At 62.4% G+C, this 22,143-nt stretch carries 12 protein-coding genes and 1 tRNA gene; 10 read left to right on the top strand and 3 right to left on the bottom strand.

Features of this window, described 5'->3' with window-relative positions; genetic code table 11:
• Window positions 1-43: 43 nt before the first annotated feature.
• The 9 genes from lspA to ACDK93_RS13180 all read left to right on the top strand — a co-directional run bounded on the left by lspA (window position 44) and on the right by ACDK93_RS13180 (window position 9,108).
• Window positions 44-544, top strand: coding sequence for a signal peptidase II (lspA, locus tag ACDK93_RS13220; RefSeq protein ID WP_458069228.1), 501 nt, complete (start codon window positions 44-46; stop codon window positions 542-544).
• 114 nt (window positions 545-658) lie between these two features.
• Window positions 659-1,621 carry a 4-hydroxy-3-methylbut-2-enyl diphosphate reductase gene (ispH, locus tag ACDK93_RS13215; protein WP_458069226.1) on the top strand — a complete coding sequence of 321 codons (963 nt, stop codon included), beginning with the start codon at window positions 659-661 and terminating at the stop codon, window positions 1,619-1,621.
• 145 nt (window positions 1,622-1,766) lie between these two features.
• Window positions 1,767-1,842, top strand: a tRNA-Thr gene (locus ACDK93_RS13210).
• A gap of 232 nt (window positions 1,843-2,074) precedes the next feature.
• On the top strand, window positions 2,075-2,698 hold the full coding sequence (locus tag ACDK93_RS13205; protein ID WP_458069224.1) for a GspH/FimT family pseudopilin: 624 nt from the start codon (window positions 2,075-2,077) through the stop codon (window positions 2,696-2,698).
• Window positions 2,699-2,768: 70 nt separating this feature from the next.
• Window positions 2,769-3,266, top strand: a complete 498-nt coding sequence (pilV, locus tag ACDK93_RS13200; RefSeq protein ID WP_458072461.1) for a type IV pilus modification protein PilV — start codon at window positions 2,769-2,771, stop codon at window positions 3,264-3,266.
• Window positions 3,263-4,330: a prepilin-type N-terminal cleavage/methylation domain-containing protein gene (locus ACDK93_RS13195; protein WP_458069223.1), complete on the top strand. Its 1,068-nt coding sequence runs from the start codon at window positions 3,263-3,265 to the stop codon at window positions 4,328-4,330. The genes pilV and ACDK93_RS13195 overlap by 4 nt, the downstream gene beginning before the upstream one ends.
• A 118-nt stretch (window positions 4,331-4,448) precedes the next feature.
• Window positions 4,449-5,009, top strand: a complete 561-nt coding sequence (locus ACDK93_RS13190; protein ID WP_458072459.1) for a pilus assembly PilX family protein — start codon at window positions 4,449-4,451, stop codon at window positions 5,007-5,009.
• Window positions 5,010-5,186: 177 nt separating this feature from the next.
• Entirely contained in the window at window positions 5,187-8,510 is a 3,324-nt protein-coding gene (locus ACDK93_RS13185) for a PilC/PilY family type IV pilus protein (RefSeq protein WP_458069221.1), read from the top strand.
• Window positions 8,511-8,625: 115 nt separating this feature from the next.
• The gene (locus tag ACDK93_RS13180; protein WP_458069219.1) at window positions 8,626-9,108 is read left to right on the top strand and encodes a type IV pilin protein; all 483 of its coding nucleotides are present in this window, start codon (window positions 8,626-8,628) and stop codon (window positions 9,106-9,108) included.
• A 24-nt stretch (window positions 9,109-9,132) separates the two neighbouring features.
• Here ACDK93_RS13180 and recD read toward each other — a convergent pair whose 3' ends face one another.
• From recD to recC, 3 genes are read right to left on the bottom strand one after another with little or no spacing between them, the layout of a single operon-like run.
• Entirely contained in the window at window positions 9,133-10,974 is a 1,842-nt protein-coding gene (recD, locus tag ACDK93_RS13175) for an exodeoxyribonuclease V subunit alpha (RefSeq protein WP_458069217.1), read from the bottom strand.
• An 11-nt stretch (window positions 10,975-10,985) separates the two neighbouring features.
• On the bottom strand, window positions 10,986-14,645 hold the full coding sequence (locus ACDK93_RS13170) for a UvrD-helicase domain-containing protein (protein ID WP_458069216.1): 3,660 nt from the start codon (window positions 14,643-14,645) through the stop codon (window positions 10,986-10,988).
• The gene (gene recC, locus ACDK93_RS13165) at window positions 14,642-18,154 is read right to left on the bottom strand and encodes an exodeoxyribonuclease V subunit gamma (RefSeq protein ID WP_458069214.1); all 3,513 of its coding nucleotides are present in this window, start codon (window positions 18,152-18,154) and stop codon (window positions 14,642-14,644) included. The genes ACDK93_RS13170 and recC overlap by 4 nt, the downstream gene beginning before the upstream one ends.
• A 183-nt stretch (window positions 18,155-18,337) precedes the next feature.
• Between recC and ACDK93_RS13160 the strand changes: the two genes are divergently transcribed.
• Window positions 18,338-22,105 (top strand): diguanylate cyclase domain-containing protein, encoded by a 3,768-nt coding sequence (locus ACDK93_RS13160; RefSeq protein ID WP_458069212.1) that lies wholly within the window; start codon window positions 18,338-18,340, stop codon window positions 22,103-22,105.
• The last annotated feature ends 38 nt before the right edge of the window (window positions 22,106-22,143 follow it).

The raw sequence follows: 22,143 nt of genomic DNA, 5'->3' as shown, positions 1-22,143 counted from the left end.
CATCGCGTTCCGTATTTTTTCCAGGCCAAACGAGATCACATCCTTGAGCAAGAAACCCAACGCACTCGTCTGGCTGCTGTTGTCTGTCGTCGTTATTGCGATCGATCAGCTGAGCAAGCTGTGGGCCGTGCGGGCGCTGCAGCCGGTGGGTCTGCCGCATCCGGTGATTCCCGGGTTTTTGAACTGGACGCTGATCTTCAATAAAGGCGCGGCCTTCAGTTTTCTGACCGATGGCGGTGGCTGGCAGCGCTGGTTTTTCGTGGTGCTGGCGTTGATCATCAGCGCCGTGCTCATCGTGTGGCTCGCGCGCACCCCGCGTCGCGACTGGCGCACGGCTGCACCGCTGGGTTTTATCGTCGGGGGCGCGCTGGGTAATCTGATCGACCGTTTGCATGCAGCGCAGGTGACCGATTTCATCCAGGTGTATTTCCATCAGTGGAGCTACCCCGTATTCAATATCGCTGACTGCGGCATCACGGTAGGCGCGGTGATGCTGGTGGCGTTCGGGCTGTTCGCCGGCAAGCCATCGGGCGGCGTGCGATAATTCAATACTGAATTCGATTCCCGCAGCGGACGTTTTATCGACATGCACGAAGAATCGGATCGAAAGCCGCGAGATGATTCGCCGCCCCACGTTGCAACCCATGCGAGGCCTCCCTTGGACATCCTGCTCGCCAATCCCCGCGGATTTTGTGCCGGCGTCGATCGCGCCATCGCCATCGTCGAGCGCGCGCTGGAGTCCTGGGGTGCGCCGATCTACGTGCGCCACGAAGTGGTGCACAACCGTTACGTGGTCGAAAAGCTGCGCAAGGACGGTGCGGTTTTCGTCGAAGAGCTGCATGAGGTGCCCGACGGTGCCACGGTGATTTTCAGCGCCCACGGCGTCTCGCAGGCGGTGCGCGAAGAGGCAGAGCAGCGCGGCCTGAAAGTCTTCGACGCCACCTGCCCACTGGTGACCAAGGTGCATATGGAAGTGGCGCGCCTGGGCCGCATCGGTCGCAGCGTGGTGCTGGTCGGTCACGCTGGCCACCCGGAAGTCGAGGGCACGATGGGGCAGTGGAACCCGGCCAACGTCGGCGAAATTCTGTTGGTCGAATCGCTGGAAAACGTCAGCAGCCTCTCGCCCAAATTCCCGCACGAGCTTTCGTACGTCACCCAGACCACGCTGTCGGTGGACGACACCAAAGCCATCATTGCCGGCCTGCGCGAAAAGTTTCCCGACATCGAAGGTCCGCGTAAGGACGACATCTGCTACGCCACGCAGAACCGCCAGGACGCCGTGCGCCGCCTCGCCGACGCGGTCGATCTGATGCTCGTGGTGGGGTCGGTCAACAGCTCCAACTCCAACCGACTGCGCGAGCTGGCCGAAAAGCAGGGCGTGCGGTCGTTCCTGATCGACGGCGCGGAAAACATCGACCGCCGCTGGCTCGACGGCGTGCAACACATTGGCCTCACCGCTGGCGCCTCGGCACCGGACAAACTCGTTCGCGACGTCATCGCCCGCCTGCAGTCCTGGGGCGTCGGTGAAGTTCGCGAGCTGGACGGCGATCCGGAAAACATCACCTTCGCGCTGCCGAAGGAGCTTCGTGTGGTCGGCGGGAGCGCGCTGGGCAATCTTTGATCCAAAGGGCTTGCCCGGGATCCACCGTTATCCAGCTGCGGCTTCCGCCAGCAGCGCTGGCGCAGATTTTCAAGCCGGGCGCGCAGGCAATCACGTCGATCGGCTTGCACCATAAGACCTCACACCGTAGAATTTGCGGCTGCTTGCCGGAATAGCTCAGTTGGTAGAGCGGCGCATTCGTAATGCGTAGGTCGTAGGTTCGATTCCTATTTCCGGCACCACTTCAGTATTGAAAACCCGCGTCCGTTGACGCGGTTTTTTTTGCGCACATTTTCGGTTCCTTGCGGTCAAGCTGCCGCTTGTCGGGCGTTTTCTACCGCTAGTCAGCCGGAAGCTTGCCAAAATCTCGTGATCGAATACCTTCCGAAGGCAATAGGGGAAAGTATGCAGACCATATTAGGAGAAGACCGGTTGCTGTCATCCAGCCGTATAACACGGCCGAAGAGACGGGCCGTGGTTGAAAAATGTTTGGAGCAGGAACATCGCGCACTGTCGATGCAGCTTAGGTTTGAGATTGGGAGGGCCGGCACAGCACGGTTCGTGCGTGGATTTACCCTGACCGAGCTGATGGTCACGCTCACGGTGCTTGTTATTCTTGTGGCTATCGCGATACCGAGTTTCAGCCGGTTGATTCTCTCGAACAGGCTCACGACCACCGCTAACGACATGGTTGGCGCAATCAATTCTGCTCGGATGGAAGCAGTCAAACGCAATGCGGCGACGCAGTTCTGCGGCAGCAGCACGGCACTGAACACGACGGATACCCTCGGTACGGCTTGCGGAACGCAGACGGGGGCCGTTTATTTGTTGCTTACCGGAACTTCCCCGGCTACCGCTACCACCGTGCTGGCTCCGGTAAGTGGTTTGACGGGTTCAATCCAGGTCAGTAGCGCCGGGGCGGCTGCGCTGCGTTTCAACGGATCGGGATTGGCTCAGGCGCCAGGCACTAGCACTCTTTTTAACACCACAGTTGCGGATATTTGCACCAGCTCGATGAGCATCAACAACCACGTCACGATAAAAATGACTGCCGGTTCGATCCTGCAAACGTCCACGTCATCAGGAACTTGTCCGTAGGCCTATGAACAACGTTATTAACTCTTCGCTTGCCCAAGGGTCTGGCAATTCGGTCCCTTGCGCCCTTGCCATGGCGGCGCCGGGACTTCCTGCCGGAGCGCGTTGTCGTCACTCCGGCAGATTGAACATGCGGCAGTCGGGAGTAGGTTTGATCGAGGTTTTGGTGGCCGTGCTGGTGCTGTCCATCGCATTTTTGGGAGTCGCCGCACTCCAAGCGGTTTCGTTGTCCACGAGCAATAGCGCTATGGCGCGGAGCATGGCGACCATAGCGAGCTACTCAATTTTGGATGCCATGCGGGCCGATACTGCGAATGCAGAAGCCGGTAAATACAATGAGGCCGGTATGAGTACCAACAGTTGTCCGACAACTGTCGATACACTGGCCAATGCACAGATTGGGCAGTGGTGCCAACAGCTCGCTGCCAACCTTGGCACATCGTCGAACACCATCGGCATGATCAGCTGCCAAGCCAATGGTAATTGCACGGTGACGGTGCAGTTCGACGACAGCCGATCCGGATCCGGTGGGTCGAACGTGCAAAAAGTAGTCACGGTAGCGTCGCTATGACTGGTCGGCCCTCAACCCGCCCCCATCGGGCGCAAAGCAGATTCAAGCTACACGGATTATTTGGTGTTTCTGGATTTACATTGATTGAGCTGATGATCGCCCTCCTGCTCGGGGCCATTGTCATCGGCGGCGTCGTCAGTGTCTTTCTAGCGACTCAGCAGACGTATCGAACCAATCAAGCATTGGGTGATGTTCAGGACGGTTCTCGCATTGCGTTCGATCTGATGTCCCGCGATATTCGCGATGCCGGGCTGACGGGCTGCTACAGCAACGGGGGTAGCGTTGCCAACGTTTTGAAGAATGGACCTAATGGAAGTAGCACCCAGGATTGGTGGGCTAACTGGAGCAACGCCATCCACGGATACAGCTCAGCTGACCCTGGCGCTGGTTCATCAACGGTTTTGCAAGCGACGGGCGCCGACCAGACGCAGTCGATCGAGCTTATAGGTGCAGCGGACACCAGCGTGAGTGTGGCAAGTCACACGCCCGCTTCGTCAACGTTTACGTTGAACGAAACGACATCAACCCTCGCAAATGGGGATGTCATCATGGTTTGTGATCCCAATCATGCCGTGATCGCTCAGATAACGTCGAATGTAACCGGTACACCGCTTTCTTTTCAGACCGCCGCCAGCGGTGCAAATCCAGGCAATTGCTCGGCCGGACTTGCCTTCCCAACCGTATGCACAGCGGCGGGCACCAGTTACACCTACGCCGCCAACTCGCCGATTGCAAAGCTCACGGTTGCCGACTGGTTTATCGGTAAAAGCCCCAACTCGACCGTGGGGACGTCACTTTTTCGTTCTGATCTGGAAACTAGTGGCGGCAAAGCCATGATGGTCGCCGAGGAAATGGTGCCTAACGTGACAAGCCTCAAATTCCTTTATCACCAGGCCCCGAACGCAAGCTTTGTAGATGCATCTCTCGTCAGCAACTGGGCGGCGGTTGACTCAGTCCAGGTGACAATGACCGTGCAAAGCAGCAACCAGCGCGCCAGCACCACACAGACGGCTATTTCGCGAACATTCTCCGCGACAAGTACCTTGCGGAACAGGCTGAATTGAAATGACTAGGCAGATGAAGCCAGATATTGCGGCGCGTCCAATGATTCACGTCAATGACGTAGCGTCAGGCGTCTTTTACCACTTATCCTGGTGTCGATGGAATGCGGGCCAGCGATGCATTCGCGCCCGTCCATCCGGGCAAAGGGGTGTGGCTCTGGTAGTGGCACTCATTCTGCTCATCGTCATTACCCTCGTGGGACTTGCAGCAGTTCGCGGCACGATCATGCAACAAAAAATGACCTCGAACTTTTATGACCGGGAGATCGCTTTTCAGGCGAGCGAAGCTGCGCTGCGTCAAGCGGAAGCTTTTGTGCAGGCAACCACGCCGCCAGGGATAGGTAGCAAAATTCGGGACTGCTCGTCGGCGGCAACGAACGTGTGTCTTGCTGATCCTTTTACAGATACGAGCGCGGCCGTCGCCGGCTTCGTGCAGCAGGTGCCCGGTACATCGTTCAATCCCGGTACGAACGCAGCCGGTCAGCCGCAATATATCGTGGAGTATCTTGGCATCTTCACTATTCCCGCGCCGAAGGTAAAACAGTTGTCTGGCGCGAATGGTTATGGTGCCAATCCCCAATCGTCGGCCTATTTTTATCGAATTACTGCGCTCAGCGGTCCGGCGACTGTGCAGGATCGAGCTTCGGTGACGCTGCAGTCCATTTACAAGATCGGTCATTAGGTGTTTTCGGCTTGGATTTTATGGGTGGTTGATTTTCAAGTGGAACGCCGGGCAGGTTGAAACGTTCAAGCACAGTGTTTCTTTCAAGACACATTATCTCTGGTACGTGATAAGGACGCGTCTTATTCACGTGGCCGAACGCCGGTTGGTCGCATCCAACAGTCAAGGGGAAGCTTTATGTCATTCAAATATCTGAGATTGATTGCGATAGCGGCGGCCATGCTCTTTGCCGGCTCCGCCAGTGCCGTGACGTATACCGACAATTTCTCCGGCAACGCCAGCACGCTGTCCTGGAATGCGCTTAACTACGCGTGCCTCACGGCGGGTACCGGGGCTAGTGGAGCGGCCGGCGTCATTCCCGCCTGTTCACCCGCGTTTGATGCGAATGGGTCGGGTGCGCTTCGGCTGACGCCAGCGGCAGGCAACCAAGCTGGCGCGATCCTGTCGAATTTCGCTCCTTTTCCTCTAACCCAAGGCCTGCAGGTAACGTTTACCACCTATACCTACGGTGGCAACTCGGGAGGCACAGCAGGTAACGGTGCTGACGGCATCACTTTCTTTCTCACGGACGGAACGCAGGCGGTACCCACCGTCGCAGGTGGCCTCGGCGGTAGTCTTGGCTATAGCTGCTCTAATACCAATAGCCAATATGAGGGCTTGGCTAATGCTTACTTAGGTCTTGGCATTGACGAGTACGGCAATTTCTTAAATAACGCAGATAACACTAACACAGGTATTGAGAATACTAATTATTCGGGTATTACTACCAACGGCACCAATACGTATACAAATGGGCAGGACCAATATCAGCCAGAGAGAATTGGCTTGCGCGGCGCGGGTAATTTGACTTGGACTTGGTTGAATGCCAAAAACCCCACTTATTATTCCGGAAACGTGGATATCACGAAAACCAAGGCGGCATGTAGCTCAGGGCAATATGTTTCAGGAACGATTACAACCACCACGGGTTTTGGAAGGAATAAAGTAACGACTACCACCAATACGTATGCCAACATTCCATACAACTACAACGCCATTGCCGGCGGCTACGCCGTGCTCCCGAACAACACAAAGATCGCCAACGAGTCGGCGACGACGCGGGCCCAGGCAACCCCCATCACTTACAAGCTGCAAATTTCGGCGAGCGGCTTACTGAACTTTGCCTATAGCTATAACAACGGCGTTTTCCAGCCGGTGCTGGTCAACAACTCCATTACAAGCACCAATGGTCCTTTACCTGCCTCTTTGCGATTCGGCTTTTCGTCAGGCACCGGCGGCAGTTGGAATATTCACGAAATAACCTGCTTCCAGGCCTCGCCGCTGCAGTCCAATACGAGCGCGGGCGCCAACACAGTGCAGTCCGGACAGTTCAACGCAGGGGCTGCGGTTTATCTGGCGACGTATACGTCAGACAACTGGTGGGGGTCCGTGACGTCGAATTCAGTTTTGGCTGCATCAGATGGTTCGCTGAGCGTGTCTTCTGTGGCGAACTGGGATGCCAACTGCGATATCACTGGGGGTTCTTGCGCTTCCTTAGGCCTGGATTCCAGTGGCAAGACCAAGACGGTCACTGCGCAGACGTCGCGCAATCTTTTGACCTGGAACGGCAGTGCAGGAGTCGCCTTCCAGTGGGCAAACCTCACCACCGCCCAGGCGACGAATTTAAACGGTACGGATGGCGCTGGGTCCACTCGCGTCAGCTGGCTGCGCGGCGATCGTTCGACGGAGCAGCTCTACAGTCCTGTTCCCGGTACGCTGCGTGCTCGCAATCAGGTGCTCGGGGACATCATCGATTCAAGCCCTACCTTTGTCGCCGCGCCAGCGGCAAATACGTATCCCGACGCTTTCACCGACAGCCTCGTTGGTACCTCTGCTACCAAGCCTGAAAATGCTTCAGGCGCCCAGACATACAGCGCTTTTGTAACTGCTAACGCCGGTCGGCAGAATATTGTCTATGCCGGAAGCAACGATGGTTTTCTGCACGCTTTCGCTGCAGGCCCCGCCAGTGCCAACGGTACCTACAACGCGTCGACGAACAATGGATCCGAACTTCTTGGATTCATGCCTGCAGGCTTGCTGGCCAATTCGACAAACAGCACCAATCTTGTGAATCTCACCAGCCCCAACTATGTCCACAATTATTATGTGGACGCTACGCCCGTAGCGGGCGACCTTTTCTATGGGAGCAAGTGGCACACGTGGTTGGTTGGCGGGGTTGGATCCGGCGGGTCGGAAATTTATGCGCTTGATATTACCGACCCGACCCAGTTTACCGAGGCCACTGCTTCCAGTGTTGTTATGGGTGACTGGACCAGCGCGACTGCCGGTTTGTCCAATCTTGGGCAGACCGTTGGTACTCCGGTCATTACCCGCCTGCACAATGGCAACTGGGCCATCATCTTCGGCAATGGACTGGGAAGCGGAAAGGCAGCTGGCATCTACATCGGCTTGGTCAATTCAACGAGCGGAGCGGTCACGTTCACGTTTTATAGTACCGGCGTCGGTTCGGCGTCGGTGCCCAATGGCATTGCCTACGTCGCTACAGCCGATCTCGACGGCGACCAGATTACGGATTACATCTATGCCGGCGATCAGCAGGGAAATCTGTGGCGCCTGGACGTGACTTCCAATACAGCCAGCAACTGGTCGTACTCCAAGTTCGGCAACACAACGGCTACTCCGCTATATGTTGCCAAGAGCGGCGCAAGCACGCCCCTGCTGCAGCCAATTACCACCGCGCCGGTTGTCGCGTCGGTAACGGTGGGCGGCGGCAACCGCGTGATGGTGATGTTTGGAACAGGACAGAAAACGCCTTTCAACAGTACGAGCGGTGACGTATACGCCACCGGCAGCCAGACCTTCTACGGCATCTGGGACTGGGACATGAGTGCTTGGAACGCGGCAGCCATTGCCAACGCTCAGTATGCGAGTTTGACAGGCAAGCAAACCGTCAATCGGTCTGTGCTTCTGCAGCAGACATTGGCTTCGACATCGACAGGCTCCGGAACTAATAGCCAGGTCTTGGGCTATCGATATCTGAATGTCGGTACTGTGGTTTGTTGGCAAGGCAGCTCGGCCTGTTCTTCCAACAACAATCAATACGGCTGGCTATTCGATTTGCCGACCACCAACGAGCAGATTATCTACAGTCCGACTCTCATCGGAGGAGCCGTAACGGTCAATACCGCCATACCGCCGACGGTTTCAGCTTCTACCTGCAACGCCGGCTTGCAGAGCGGCTGGACCATGTCTTTTGATCCGGCTTCAGGCGGCGGTATCGTTCAGAGCTTTTTCCCGAACCCAGACGGTAGTACCGGCACGGTCAATGGCTCAACCGTAGGCGGTATTCAGCTCAATGGTGTAGGTAGTCCGTCATCAATCTCGTATAACGGGCAGACTTATCTGGTGAGCCAGACCGTCAACGGCACCCCAGCGCTTAGCAAGGTTTATCCGCCCAACGGGGCAAAGTCACGCGTATCCTGGAAGGAAATCAGGTATTGATAGGCTGGTTGATTCCGCGCCGCTGTCGGCGCGGTTTTACCAAGCCGCAAGATTATTCGAGTACTCAACCGGCGCGAGCTTGTGTCAGCGGGCAAATGATGGAGCAATACATCCCATGCAAAAATCTTCAGGCGGCACACCGAGGCACAGGGCTGGGGCAGCCGGTTTCACGCTGATTGAGCTGATGATCGTGGTGGCAATCGTCGCGATCCTCACGGCGATTGCCTATCCGTCTTACGTCACCTACATCACGAAGTCGCGCCGCGTTGCGGCCGAGGGTTGTCTGTCGCAGTACGCCAATTACATGGAGCGGTTCTACACATCGGGTCTTAGTTATAAAACCGATGGCGCCGGCGCCGCGAATCCATTTTTGACGGCAGGCAACACTCTTAATTTTGATTGCGCGTCAACCCAGCAAACCGGCTCTTATTATTCCTATACGTTGGCTTCGGCAACTTCTGCCGCATATTCGGTTCAGGCCGCGCCAATTAGCGTGCAGGCCACTCGCGATGCCAAGTGCGGGACCTTGTCGCTGAATCAGGCAGGCAATCGGAATGCCTCTGGAACCGGCGGCGTTTCGCAGTGTTGGGCCAACTAGTCGACGGTTTTGACGATAAGAGCGTCAGACCTTAGGGTTATTTGCTGAAAGCTTGTCCAGCAAACCCCCAATCCTGTGCACAGGACGTGCAAGTGACACCAGCAGCGCATCGTCGGTTGCCCAGATTTCCGCGTGATCGCGGGCGCGCGATATGGCGGTGTAGACGAGTTCGCGGGTGAGGATGCGGTTGGTTTCGTCGGGGGGAAGTACGACGGCGACGCTGCGGTATTCGGAGCCCTGGCTGCGGTGGATGGTGATGGCCCAGGCGCTTTCGTGGGCGGGCAGGGCGCGGGGGGAGAAGCTGCGCAGGCCGCTGTTGCCGTCGCGGTCGCTGAGTTCGAACCACACGCGCAGCCCGTCCGCACCGTTGAGTGCAATGCCCACGTCACCGTTGAACAGGCCGCGGGCGTAATCGTTGCGGGTGATGATAACGGGGCGGCCGTGATGCCAGGCGTGGGTCACGTCGAGATCGAAGCGTACGCCAAGCCGGCGCGTCATCAGCGCGTTGATGCCTTGCGCGCCGAAGGCGCCATCGCGAAGCGCGCAGAGAATTTGCAGCTGATGCAAACCTCGCAGCGCCGTTTCTGGTGTGGCGTTTTCGCTGAGTAGCGTTTGCAGGACGTCGGCGTGACGCTCGATCCATGCATCGACGTGCGCGCGCAGCGCATCACCGCTATCGCAGCGACGCAAATGCAGGTCGCCGTCGCGGCGCTGTGTCAGCAGGTTTTCCAGCCATGCCGGGTCCGGCGCGGTGCGCAGCGACTCGATGCCGCGTTGCAGGCCGCTGCCGGCGCGCCAGGTGTGGGTGAGCGTCACTATGTTTCCGGCAAGCGATGTTTCGCTGCTTGTCGTGTCCGGGGCCGTCATTAGCAGCGGTGCAAGCAGACGCGTCATGGCCGGCGGAAACTGGTTGGTCGGCGCGCTGGCGACGATATCGGCCAGCACCGAACCGGCATCGACCGAGGCGAGCTGGTTGGGATCGCCGAGCAGGATCAGTACGGCATCGGGACGCAGCGCCTCCAGCAGCTGGCGCATCATCGCCAGATCGACCATCGACGCCTCGTCGACGACGACAATATCCTCGGCGAGCGGATGCTGATGATCGTGGCTGAACGTGTTGTCCAGCGGCCGATAGCCGAGCAAGCGGTGCAGGGTGCGCGCATCGGCATGGGGAATAGCCTGGAGCAGTTCGCGGAACGGATTCTGTTCGGCCGGACTCCATGCCGTCTGCAGATCCGCCTTGCTCCTGGCGACCGACTGCACCAGTCGCTGCGCGGCCTTGCCTGTCGGCGCGGCCAGCGCAATCGATGGATGGGCGGGCAGCCCGGCGGCCTTGGCATGACGCAGCAGCATCAGCAGCATGCGCATCACCGTCGTCGTCTTGCCCGTGCCGGGTCCGCCGGTAAGTACAAAGAAGCGCGTGCCGGCCACGGCGGCTACGGCGGCGCGCTGCCAGTCGTCGGCGCCCGATGGCGCGCCGGCAAACAGCGTGGCTAAATCGGCGGCCAGGTTTTCGGCGGGAATCGGCAGGCTGCGGCCGCGGCATCGCTGCAGAATGGCGGCGGCCAGCTTCGATTCGTGCTGCCAGTTGCGCCAGAGATAGAACCGGTTTTGCGCATCGAGCACGAACGGCGTGAATCGCTGGCCATCGCCCACCCACGGCTGATCGCGCAGTGCGCTCAGCGCCTCGGCATCGAAGCCGACATCGGTGACCGGATCGACCAGCCATGCGCACGAATGACCCTGGCCTTCGGCGGTGCTGGCGGCGCGCACGGCACTCGCCAGCAAGGCTGAGCCGGTGCGAGCCAACACCCACTGCGACAAGGTCTGGTCGATAACGCGCTCTTCGGCTGAGTTATCGTCCATCGCGTAAGCGTTCATACGCCGGCCCCTTGCACATCAGTGAATGGGGCGCCGGCAAAAGCATCGTCCAACGCTTCGATCAATGCGGTCGGCCAGCGGTGACGCCATACGCCGAGGCCCGGCTTTTCGACCGCATCCAGGCCGATGGCGCGAACAAAGAGGTACCAGCTGTCGCCCAGATGAATTTCGGCCGTATAGCCGTCCATTCGCTGGCGAAGATAGCGGTGCAGGGCGACCGTGTAGAGCAGGGCCTGCAGTGGGTAATGGTGCTCGGCCATGGCCGCCTCCAGCGAAGCGCCGGTGTAATCGCGCAGGCGTGCGCCCAGCCAGTTGGTCTTGTAATCGAGCACGTGGAACCGGCCGTCCCACTGCACGATCAAATCGGCGAAGCCGGTCAGCATGCCGTTGAGCGTGGTGGCATCGAGGCTGGCCGGTACGAAATCGGGCTGGCCGTGCGCGATGCACAGCTGCCTCAGCTGCGCGACAGCCACACGCTGCACCGGAAACTGGAATTCGAATTCCACGATGCGCTGGTCCGCTGCAATATCGCCGAGCCGCAGCCCATCGCCGAGATCGCTCTGGCGCACGCGATCGACCATGCGGCCCACGCGCTCCAGCGCCTCATCGGCGGACAGGCTGTCGACCTTGATGGCCTGCGCGGTGAGCTGGGTATTCAGTAACGCACGCTGCTCCGGCCAGACCGGACCGTGCCGTGCGAGCTCCAGCACCTGATGCACGGCGTCACCGAAGCGCGGTCCGCGCAGCGGATACAAAGCCAGCAGGCGCGCATCGTCGGCCAACTCGATCAGCGAAGTCTCTTCTGCATCGACGATATCCGCGCCGGCTTCGTCGGCCGCGCCGCTGTCGTCGATGGTGACGGCCGCCGCGGCGTAGCGGGTGAGGCCGCTGAAGCTGTGCAGCCACTGGAACGCCCGCATGTATGGCAGAGGCGCCTGCGTGGCGCGCGCAGCGTTCGGCTCGGCGGGCTTTTGATAGCGCCGAGGCGTGCCGTCGAACCGCGGCATCAGCGCGATACCGGACAGCCTGTCGGACATAAGCGGCAGCGACGTCTCGCCCTCGTCCAGTCCGAGCTGGCGCTGCGCCTGCGCGATCAGCGGATCGATGGCGGCGACCTGCCACGCCAGCTGATCCGTGCTGGGCCGGCGGCCGCGATCGACCCAGTACACGTGCACGGCGTGGACGGCGCGAGTCAGGGCCACGTAGAGCAGGCGCAATCGCTCCTGCAGATCTTCGCGAAAGTGCAGGCCCAGGTGATCGATAAAGTCGGGCGAACCCAGGTCGGTACAGCGACCGCCTTCGGCATCGTGATAGCGCAACACGCCCGGCGCGCGCGCGCCGCTGCGATCGCCGACGCGCCAGATCAGCGGCAGGAAGACGATGGGGAATTCCAGCCCCTTGCTGGCGTGGATGGTCAGCAGCTGCACGCGTCGGGCGTCGCTTTCGATGCGCAGCTGGCGCTCGTCGGCAGCCTCGGCATCGCCGTCGCTGCCTTCCTGGCGCATCTCGACCAGCCATGCGTAAAGTCCGTCCAGCCCCTGCAGGGCACTTTCTTCTGCGGCCAGCAGTTCGCCGAGATGACGCAGGTCGGTGACCACCCGTTCGCCCTCGGGCAAGGCCAGCAGCGCGGTGCCGCGTTGGGCCAACAGCGCTTCGATGAGTGCCAACACGCCGCGGCTGCGCACCAGCGCGCGCCAGGCTTCGAAGCGCTCGAGCTCGCGTTCAAACGCCGGTGCATCGATCCGCCATGCGTTGAACTGCTCCAGCGTGGCGCCGAGCAGGCTGGTCGCCAGGGCGCCGCGCACGGCGGTATCGTCGTCGGCGTGCAGCACGGCGTAGAGGATCAGTTCGAGATCGCGCGCCACGTCACCCGCAAAAATATTGCCGCGCCCGCTGCCCACGCACGGCACGCCGCGCGCAATCAGCCGAGCGCGCACCGCCACAATTTGCGTATTGAACGACAGTAGTACGGCGATATCGCCCGGTGTCACGCGCCCGCCACCGATCTGCCGCTGCGGATCGTTGAGCAACTCGACGATGCGGTTAGCGCAGTCGTCAAGGGCGAGTGCCTCGAGTGCGGTAACACTGCTCAGCGGCTGACCTTTGCTGTCGACAGCGTCGCCGCGAAAGTCGTGAATCACCAGCGGTCGCGCGATCCGTGCGCCGTTTACCGTGTACGGCTTTTTATCCGTCCTGCCCGCCGCGCTCACCGGTTGATAGTGAATCTCTGGATGATCGAAGCCGCCGTCGGTGTGGCCATACAGCGCGTTCATCGCCTCGACCAGGGCGGGGCTGGAGCGGTAGTTCGTCGCCAGCGAGAAGCGCTGGCTAGCCTGCGCGCTGGCGCGCAGGTAGGCGGCTATATCGCCGCCGCGAAAACTGTAGATCGCCTGCTTGGGGTCGCCGATCATCACCAGCGTGCCGCGTTCGCGATAGATGCGGTCAAAGATTGCAAACTGGCGCTGGTCGGTGTCCTGGAATTCGTCAATCAAGGCGACGGGGAACGCTTCGAACAGGCGGTCGGCAAGGATGTTGTCCGACGGCTCGGCGCACAGCCGCCGATACACCGCATCGATCAGCATGGAGAAGGTCAGCACGTGCCGTTGCTGCGCGCGACGCGGGAGCTCATCGCGACAGGCCAGCGCGGCATCCGCCAGCACGGCGCCGCGGGTGAAGATCGTGCGCAGGGGCAGCAGCGTGCGCAGGGTCTGCAGTTGGCGGATCAGCGGATGCGCGTTGAATGTGCCGCTGGAGTGAGCAGCCTCTTGTTCGAGCACGCTCTCCGGATCGAATTTGTTGTCTAGCTCTTTTTTCAGCGCTTCTTCCAGCGCGATGCCGGACTCGTCGCGCAACGCGGCGGCAACGCGTTCGAGCCGCTTGGACAGCGCCGTCTTGCGTGGGCCGTAAAGTTTCTTGTCGCCGGCCAGTCGCTGCAGCTCGGTGATGGTTGCTTCCGTGCGTAGCGCGGCGATACGCTCCTGCAGATCGTGCAGCCCGCCGGATTCGATGCGTGCATCCGGACTGTTGGCGACGACGGAAAGATCCCACAGCAGTTTTTCCGGGCCGTCCTTCAGCAGCAGTGAGGCCTCGCGCGGGTCGACGTCGTCCATCAGATAGCGGCGGCGCCAGAAGTCCTCGACGCATTCGCGCAGCAGCTGCTTTTCGTCGAACAGCTTGTCGCTGGCGAACGACGCGCCGCTTTCCAGCGGAAAGTCGCGCTGAATGCGCTGGCACAGCGCGTGGATGGTCGAGATCGGTGCACGATCCAGATCGGCGCGGGCCAGCTGGATCTTGCGCAGCGCGCGACGCTGGCTGTCGTCGTCAACACAGAGCGACGCAAGATAGCTTTCCAGCGAGTGTTCGTCGGTCGACTCGGCGTTGGTCGATGCCGTGCCGAGCAGCCAGCGCTCGGCCTCGATAAGCCGTCGGCGCAGCCGTTCGCGCAGTTCCTGTGCCGCCGCGTCGGTAAACGTGGTGACCAGAATCTGTTCCACCCGCAGATCGCGCTCCAGCAGCAGGCGCAGATAGATCACGCCGATATTCCAGGTCTTGCCGGTGCCCGCGCTGGCTTCGATCAGCATACGCCCGTGCAGCGGCATGCGCTGCCATTCGAGCGCCGGCATCACGTTGATCCTTACGTCGTCGACGCGGCTCATACATCGCCTCCGCTGACGGCGTCGACAGATTTGAACAACAGCTTGTGCGAAGGGTCGAGCACCTCGCAGACGGCCCGCGTGGCGTCGACGAAGGCCTGATATGCCGGACCACTTTCGTCAAACAGATCCACACCGCGGCTGATCAGTGCCGCATAGCCGGGCGCATAGTCGCGCTCGCCCGCGCCGGAAAAATCGTTGCCTTCCCAGGCCATGGCGGCTCTGTAGTTTCGTTCGTCAGGCGCGCTGATGGCGTAGGCGAGAGCCGTCTTGGGGAAAAACAGCAAGGGCCGATGCTCGGCCGATTGCGCGAGTTCGATCAAGCGTCGAAGCCCTTGCCGAAGTGTGTTTGTGTCGTTGGCGACGAAGGGATCGAGCAGGGTGGATTCGTTGATCTTGCCACTGGATGTGTTCGTCAGCAGAACGGCGTGCAGCGGCTCGTTCGAGCTCAACCGCAATGCGGCCCAATCGATATACATCGCCAGCGCCTCGCGCAGCCCGACGCTGCCGACGGGCTTGGCGTCGAACAGCATCAGCCCACCGGCTGCCGCGTGAAACACGCGGTCGATCGTACCGATCAGGCGCACGCCGTCGCCGAGATCCAGATCGATCGCCTGCGTTGCTGCCCTGGCCATGCCGTCGGCGAATTTGTCTTGCGCGTGTCGCAGCATGGGCTGCAGCGATGCGCGCTGCCGCTGATAGGCCTCGGCGCCGATCGCGCCGCTGGCCAGGATGCCGGAACTCGATAGCCATGCCGGCGGCTCGGCGGGCAGTTCCGCGGCGCCTGCGGTCAGTGCATCGAACAGCAGCCGATGTTCGATGCGCTCGATCCGGGCCAGCCCGGCTTCGAGTGGCTCCCGATCGGGCCAGCTGGCGCTTTCCAGTGCCTGCAGGCTGATGCCGTGCCCGCGCAGCAGGGCGTCTTTCACCGGATCGCGCCAGTAGCGCTTGAGCGAACTTAAAGAAACGTCGCGGCGAACAGCGTCGGCGCTGCTTGCGTGCTCTCGGTCGTCTGGCGTCGCCATGAAGTCGAATGCCTGCAAAAAGCGCGGCATGCTCGAAGCTGGTTGCACGGCGAGATAGGCCGCGTCGTAGGAGAACAGCCGCGGATCGTGCAGTGGTCGCCCCTGCGCATCGCGCTCGTAGTAGCGCGCGTCGAACGGCTGCAGCGGATGGCGGATGCGCCAGGGCCGATCCACTTTCTCGTCGTCGGCGATGCCGTGCTGCTCGTCCAGAAACTGCAGCAGCTCGGCCAGCGGAGCGGCCGGGTTGCGCGGCTTGCCGTCGCGCACGCCCTCGCCAATGTAGCTGATGTGCAGCATGTCGCGCGCTGACATCATCGCTTCGAGAAACAGGTAGCGATCTTCGCTGCGCGTGTCGCGATCGCCGCGGCGCGGCTGCTGGATGATCTTGTTGAGCCCGGCATCCTTGCTCGGTCGCGGGAATTCGCCCTCATTCATGCCGAGCAGGCAGACCACGCGAAAGGGAATCGAGCGCTGCGGCACGAGTCCGCAGAAGGTCACGCCGCCCAGCAGAAAGGCCTGGCGTTCGGGCACGGCGTCGAGCGCGCCGGCGACTGCCTCGCGCACCACGCTCCACGGCAGCGGCGTGCCGAGGCCGGTTTCGCTGGCCTGGCTGCCGAGGCTGGCAGCCACGCGGCGCAGCGTGTCCAGTGCGCTGTTTTCGGACTCGTCGCGCATGTCGGCGAGAAACAGCGCGTCGATGCGTTCCAGCAGCCACTGGCTCCATGCGGCCAGTGAGCGCGTCGAGCCGAAGGCCTGGCGCATGGCGCGCAGTTCGCCGAGCAATCGGTCGAGCTGGCCGATCGCCTCAACCGCGCCGCCGGCCACGCCGTCCAGTGGCAGGATGTCGTCCAGCAGAATCGTGTCCGACATGTGACAGTCTGGACGGCTATCCAATGCGTCATTCGAAACGTCGGTGTCGCGTCCCACGATCAGTCCGGCATACAGGCGGTCCAGTCCGAACTGCCAGGAGTTGGCGTCGGTGGCCGCTGCGCCCACCTCGGCTTTCATCTCGGCATTCAGGCCCCACGCCACGTGCGCGCGCTGCAGCCAGCGCTCCAACGCGTCGCGGCTGCCGCGGTCGATGCCGAAGCGGCGGGCTACGGCGGGCACGTCGAGAAAGTCCATCACCTCGCTAACCGCGAAACGACTTTCGGCCAGATCGAACGCCTGTGCAAAGGCGCTCATCAACGGATGTGCGCGCGCCAGCCCGACATCGGCCAGATGCCAGGGAATATGCGTAGGGTCGCTGCGGTACTGCGCCTGCTCGCCGAACACGGCGGCGAGGTAAGGCGCGTAGGCGCTGATGTCCGGCGCCATCACCACGATGTCGCGATGCTGCAGGCTCGGCTCGTCGGCCAGCGCGCGCAGCAGGGTGTTTTTCAGCACCTCCAGTTCGCGCAGCCGTGTGTGGCAGGCGTGTACGCGCAGGCTGGCGTCGTCGCGCAGGGCGGGCAGCACGTCTTCGGCGCGTTCGCCGCTGTCTATCGACTCGCGCACCGCTTCACCAACCAGCTCCGGCTGCAGGCAGCGGATGCTGGACTGCAGCTGGGCGAGCAGCGAGGTTTCGCCGGGCAGCGGTTCGGCCTCGTCGAGCGGGTCGCGTTCGTCGACGGCGTCGCAGTCGTCCAGGGTGAGGCAGAAATCCTGGGCGATGCGACCGAGCGCCACCAGCAGGGGATGGCCGACCTCGAAATACAGCGCGTCGGGATCGTCCTGCCGCTCCAGCAGAAAACGCTGCCGGCGCAGATAGACCCAGTGCTCGCGGCACGGGTCGGGGAAATACAGATGCACCGGGCGATGCAGCGCGCAGGCCTGCAGTGCGGCAAGCACGTCCGGCGGCAGATGGCTGATGCCGAACACATGCAGCGGCGTGCTGTCCTGGGCGCGCTCGGCCTGCAGCGCATCGAGCAAGGCACTGCTGCGCTGGGCGCGATGCGGTCGGTTGATGGCGTGCTGTACCTGCCGCCACAGCGCCGCCTGCCAGTCGCGCGCGTGCTGGCCGGGGTGCTGCTCCCAGTCGAGAATCCAGTCGGGCCGGTAGGTGAGGTATTGCGTGTAGACGCCAGCCAGGTATTCGGCGAGCTGAAAGCGGCGGCGTGCGGAATCATCGCCGGCCAGGTACGCATTGACTTCGGCTGATCCCAGCGTCGGCAGCGCCATCAGCAGCCGCCAGCGCAGCACGTCGCTGCGGTACGCGCCACCGATCAGCGCCTCGTCCCCCAGCGTGCGGCGCGCCACGCGCTCGAACCACTGCCACGGCAAAATCATCTCGATATTCGCCGCGATGCCGTGGCCACCGTTCCGGCTGGGTCGATGCGCGAAACGGCCCAGCAGCCAGCGTTTCAGGCCCGGATGCGCCACCACCACGGTTTGCGCTGTCAGCGGATTGGCCGGCCGCTCCCCTTCGAGCAGCACGGCCAGGGTGTCGGCCAGCCGCTCGGTGCGGCTGCCGCGGTGCACGATCAAGCCGCCAGCGTTCGAAGTCATCGGCAAAGACTAAGGTATCTCGGTCTCAATCGGCGATACGGGGTCAACGGTTGGCCGCAATTCACACGCCGATGTGACGGCCTCGCTCGGGAAGAGGTCGCAGAGCACTATTCACGACGCTGCCACTGACGTTCGCGACACGATTCAGGCACGATGGGCTCATACGTGGTTTCGGGGTAGGCGATGTCGAGTCTGGAACAGGCACGGGGTGAGCTGCGCGAGCGCTTTTATCAAAGCGTGGCGGAGACCCTGACGCTGTTGCATACCGCGCCTGGTTACGATCGCCGCCTGGCCATGGTCGAGATCACGCGCATCCTCTCCTCCATCATCGACCTGCCACTGGTGTGGATCGGGCGACGTGAGCCGGACCGTTTGACCATCGACATGCTGGCGGCGGCGGGTCCAGAGGCCGATTACGCGTCCGACCTTCGGCTCAGTACCGACGAAAACCATCCTGGCGGCAACGGTCCTCTCGCCTTGGCGTATCGCCAGGGCGGTGCGCGCATCACGTCCATTGACGAGCCTGCCTTCGCGCCGTGGCGCGAGGCCGCTCGGCGTCGTTGTTTCGGCTCGGTCATCACGGCGGTGTCGAGTACCCGCGACGGCGGCCAGATCAGTCTTTCGGCGTATTCCCGCAACGACGGCCCGGCGCTGAATGACGAGCTGCTGGACTGGGCCCAGCGACTGGTCGAGGAGCTGGCGCGGTTCTGGGATCATCAGGGCCTGCTTGAGCGCAATATGCGCATGAGCCGCTACCGCGACGCGCAGCGCACGATCCAGCGCGCGCTGCTGGATCAGCCCGGCCCCGATGCGGTGTATGACACGCTGGCGCACGCGCTCGCCGAGATCGCCGGCGCCGCCGCGGTGGATGTCTACGCAGCGGAAGAGGGGAAGGACACGCTGCAGCGCGTGGCTCTGGTAGGCCCGATGGCCGAGGCGATGCGTGCGCTGCCGATGCCGGATCGCTACAGCATTGATCCCGATGCGCCGTCGCGCACGCGCGTGTTCATGCACGGTCAGCCGGTCGTGCTGATTCGGCCGTCCGACTATCCCGGCGCGTCGCCGCCCTGGCGACAATCACCGCTTTCGCAGACAGGCGCGGTCGGCTGCTGGCCGGTGTTGGCCGCGTCCGACGTCCACGGCGCACCAGTGCCGGTGGCGGTTATTGCTCTGGTCACTATGGAGGCCGATGCGTTTGACGACGAGATGCGCCGGCTGCTGGACGAGATCGCCGACGCCGCGGGCCTCGCACTGCGCCAGCACAGCCAACGGCGCTCGCTGTATCAGGAGCAGCAGCGGCAGACGTATCTGGCCCTGCATGACGCGCTCACCGGTTTGCCCAATCGCCGCGCGCTGGACCTTCGGCTTGAAAAAGTGCTGGCCAAGGCCAAGCGCGAGGTCAATCTGGTGGCGCTCGGCCTGCTCGACATGGACGACCTGAAGCCGATCAACGACCGCTACGGTCACGCCATCGGCGATCGTATTCTGGTCGGGATCGCCGCGCGCCTGCGTCACGCCCTGCGCAGCGAGGATTACGTGGCACGCCTGGGCGGTGACGAGTTTGTGCTGCTGTTCGACCAGCTCGACTACGAGGAAGATCTCGACGCCCTGCTCGACCGCGTGGGCGACGCGCTGCAGCAGCCCATGGTGATCGACGGCAATGCGTTTCAACTGTCGGCCAGCCTGGGCATGGCGCTGTTTCCGCTGCACGCCGACGCCAACGGTGAACAGCTGCTGCGGCGCGCCGATCAGGCGATGTATCAGGTCAAGGCGCACAAGCGCGGACGCAGCCGCTGGTGGTCGTTACCGACGTCATCCGAACGGGTTACCGTGTTGCCGGCCGAGCTCGATGCGCACGGCATATCGCCCTATGGGCCCGGGGCGGCGGAACTGCTGAAGATCGGCGTTGACGCCGTGGAAGCGAAGCTGCCGCGCGTCATGGAGCACTTCCATGCCGAACTGCAGCTGCACGAAGGCATGGCCGGCATGCTCGTCGTGCTGCCGCCCGATGAGTTGAACGAGTTCAAGCGGCGCGTGACCGACCACGTGCGCATGCTGTTTCAGCCGGAGCTGACGTGGGAAGCACACCGCGCCAACGCTACACGTGCCGGCCTGACCTATGCCGCCTGCGGTGCCGAGGAGGTGTGGCTGCTGGAGGTTATCGACCGGCTGCGCGAGGTTCTGCTTGCCACGCTCGGTGGCGGAGTGGAACGCGATGCGAGGCCGCTGAGCATCGTGCTGCAGCGGCTGGGACTGGAGCGTCAGTGGCAGCTGGAAAGCATGCGCACCTTGCAGCGCCGCCGCGTGGCCGTGCTGGCCAAGCTCAATGCGCTGGCATGGTCGGCGGAAAGTTATCTGGATTTGATCGAAGGCGTGGTGCACACGCTGGCCGCGCACGAGGAGATTCTTGCCAGCGCGGTGGGCCGGCCGGATGCCAACGGCAAACTCACCTATGAGGCGGTGTGCGGTGACGTTTTTGCGCGCTATCTGCAGGCGCTGGAAAACGGCAAAGTGGCGCCGGTTCTGGTCAGCGCGGATCGCCCTGAAGGCAACGGCCCCAGCGGCCGGGCGTGGCGCACCGCTACCGTGCAGCGCTGCACGCACTACGCCACCGACCCCAGCATGACGAGCTGGCGCGACCTGGGCATGACCATGGGCCTGGTTTCCAGCGTTGCGATTCCGCTGTGCCCGTCGCCGCGAAAGCCCGCGGCCGTGCTGGCCATCTATGGTGCCTTTCCCGGCGGCTTTCAGAGCGAGGATCAGCAGGCCTTTGTCGAGCAGATCAAGACCGTGCTCGATCTGGTCTTGTCACGCCTTGCCCCGCCGCGGCCCGGCGCCGAGCTGCTGCCGTTTTTCGTGCGCGAGCGCTGGCGCGGCCTGATCACCACCGACGCCTTGCAGATGCACTATCAGCCGGTGGTGCGGCTGGCCGATGGCTACATCACGGAGCTGGAAGCGTTGGCCCGACTGCGGGATGCCGACGGCGAGCTGCTGCTGCCGGCGCGCTTTCTTCCCGCGCTCGGCGAGCTGGAGTTGATCCAGCTGTTCGGCCAGGGCCTGACTCAGGCCACCGCGTGCCGCCAGCGTCTGGACGGGCTCGGTTTCACCCTGGATATCTCGGTCAACATTCCGGCGGTCGCGGTCGAGGATTCGCGCTACGTCGATATGGCGGCTGCCGTGCTGGCCGCCACCAGCTGCCCGCCCGCGGCCGTGCTGCTGGAGATACTGGAATCGCCCATCGGCACCGGCGACTCGGCGCCACGCGCGCTCAACGGCATGGACGCGCTGAAAGCGCTCGGCGTCCGCCTGGTCGAGGACGATCTGGGCGCCGGCTACAGCTCGCTCGTTCGACTGCGGCAGTGGCCGTTCGATCGGGTCAAGATCGACCAGGCGCTGGTCCGGCAGGTGACCGACGACCCACTGCGCACGCTGCGTTTCATTCGCCAGCTGATCCGCCTCGGTCACGATCTGGATCTCGAAGTGGTGGTGGAAGGTCTGGAGACGACCGGGCTGATCGAAGCCGCGCTGATTCTCGGTGCCGATCTAGGGCAGGGCTACGCGCTGGCGCGACCGATGCCGGCGGAGCAACTGCATGGCTGGCTGGCCGGCCCACATACCGCCGCCGACGCCCACCGTCCGATCACCGCGCTGGGCGCATTGGCCTCCGCGCTTTTCTGGGAGGAGCGGCTGGCTGCGCTGCCTCCCAGCCCGGTGTTCTGGGAATCCCACGCCGGAGCCAGCTGCGCCCTGGCCAGCTATCTAGAGAACGGCGCAGGCGTATCCGCCGCTCTGGCCGATACCCACGCGGCGATGCACGAGGCCTCTGTCAACGGCCCGGCCGATCCCTCCTATCGAAGCATCCGCAGCCAGTTCATGGCCCTTCTGATCGAGCACGTGCGTGCCGAAGAACAGCGCCACGATCGCGCGGCGTCGATCGAGCCGATGCTGTGACCGCATCGGCACGGTGTCACGCTTGAAACCTGCAGCCT

It is taken from the genome of Rhodanobacter sp. BL-MT-08, assembly GCF_054161255.1.
Note: the sequence above shows the minus strand (reverse complement) of the source record. Positions and strands in the feature narration are given on the sequence as shown.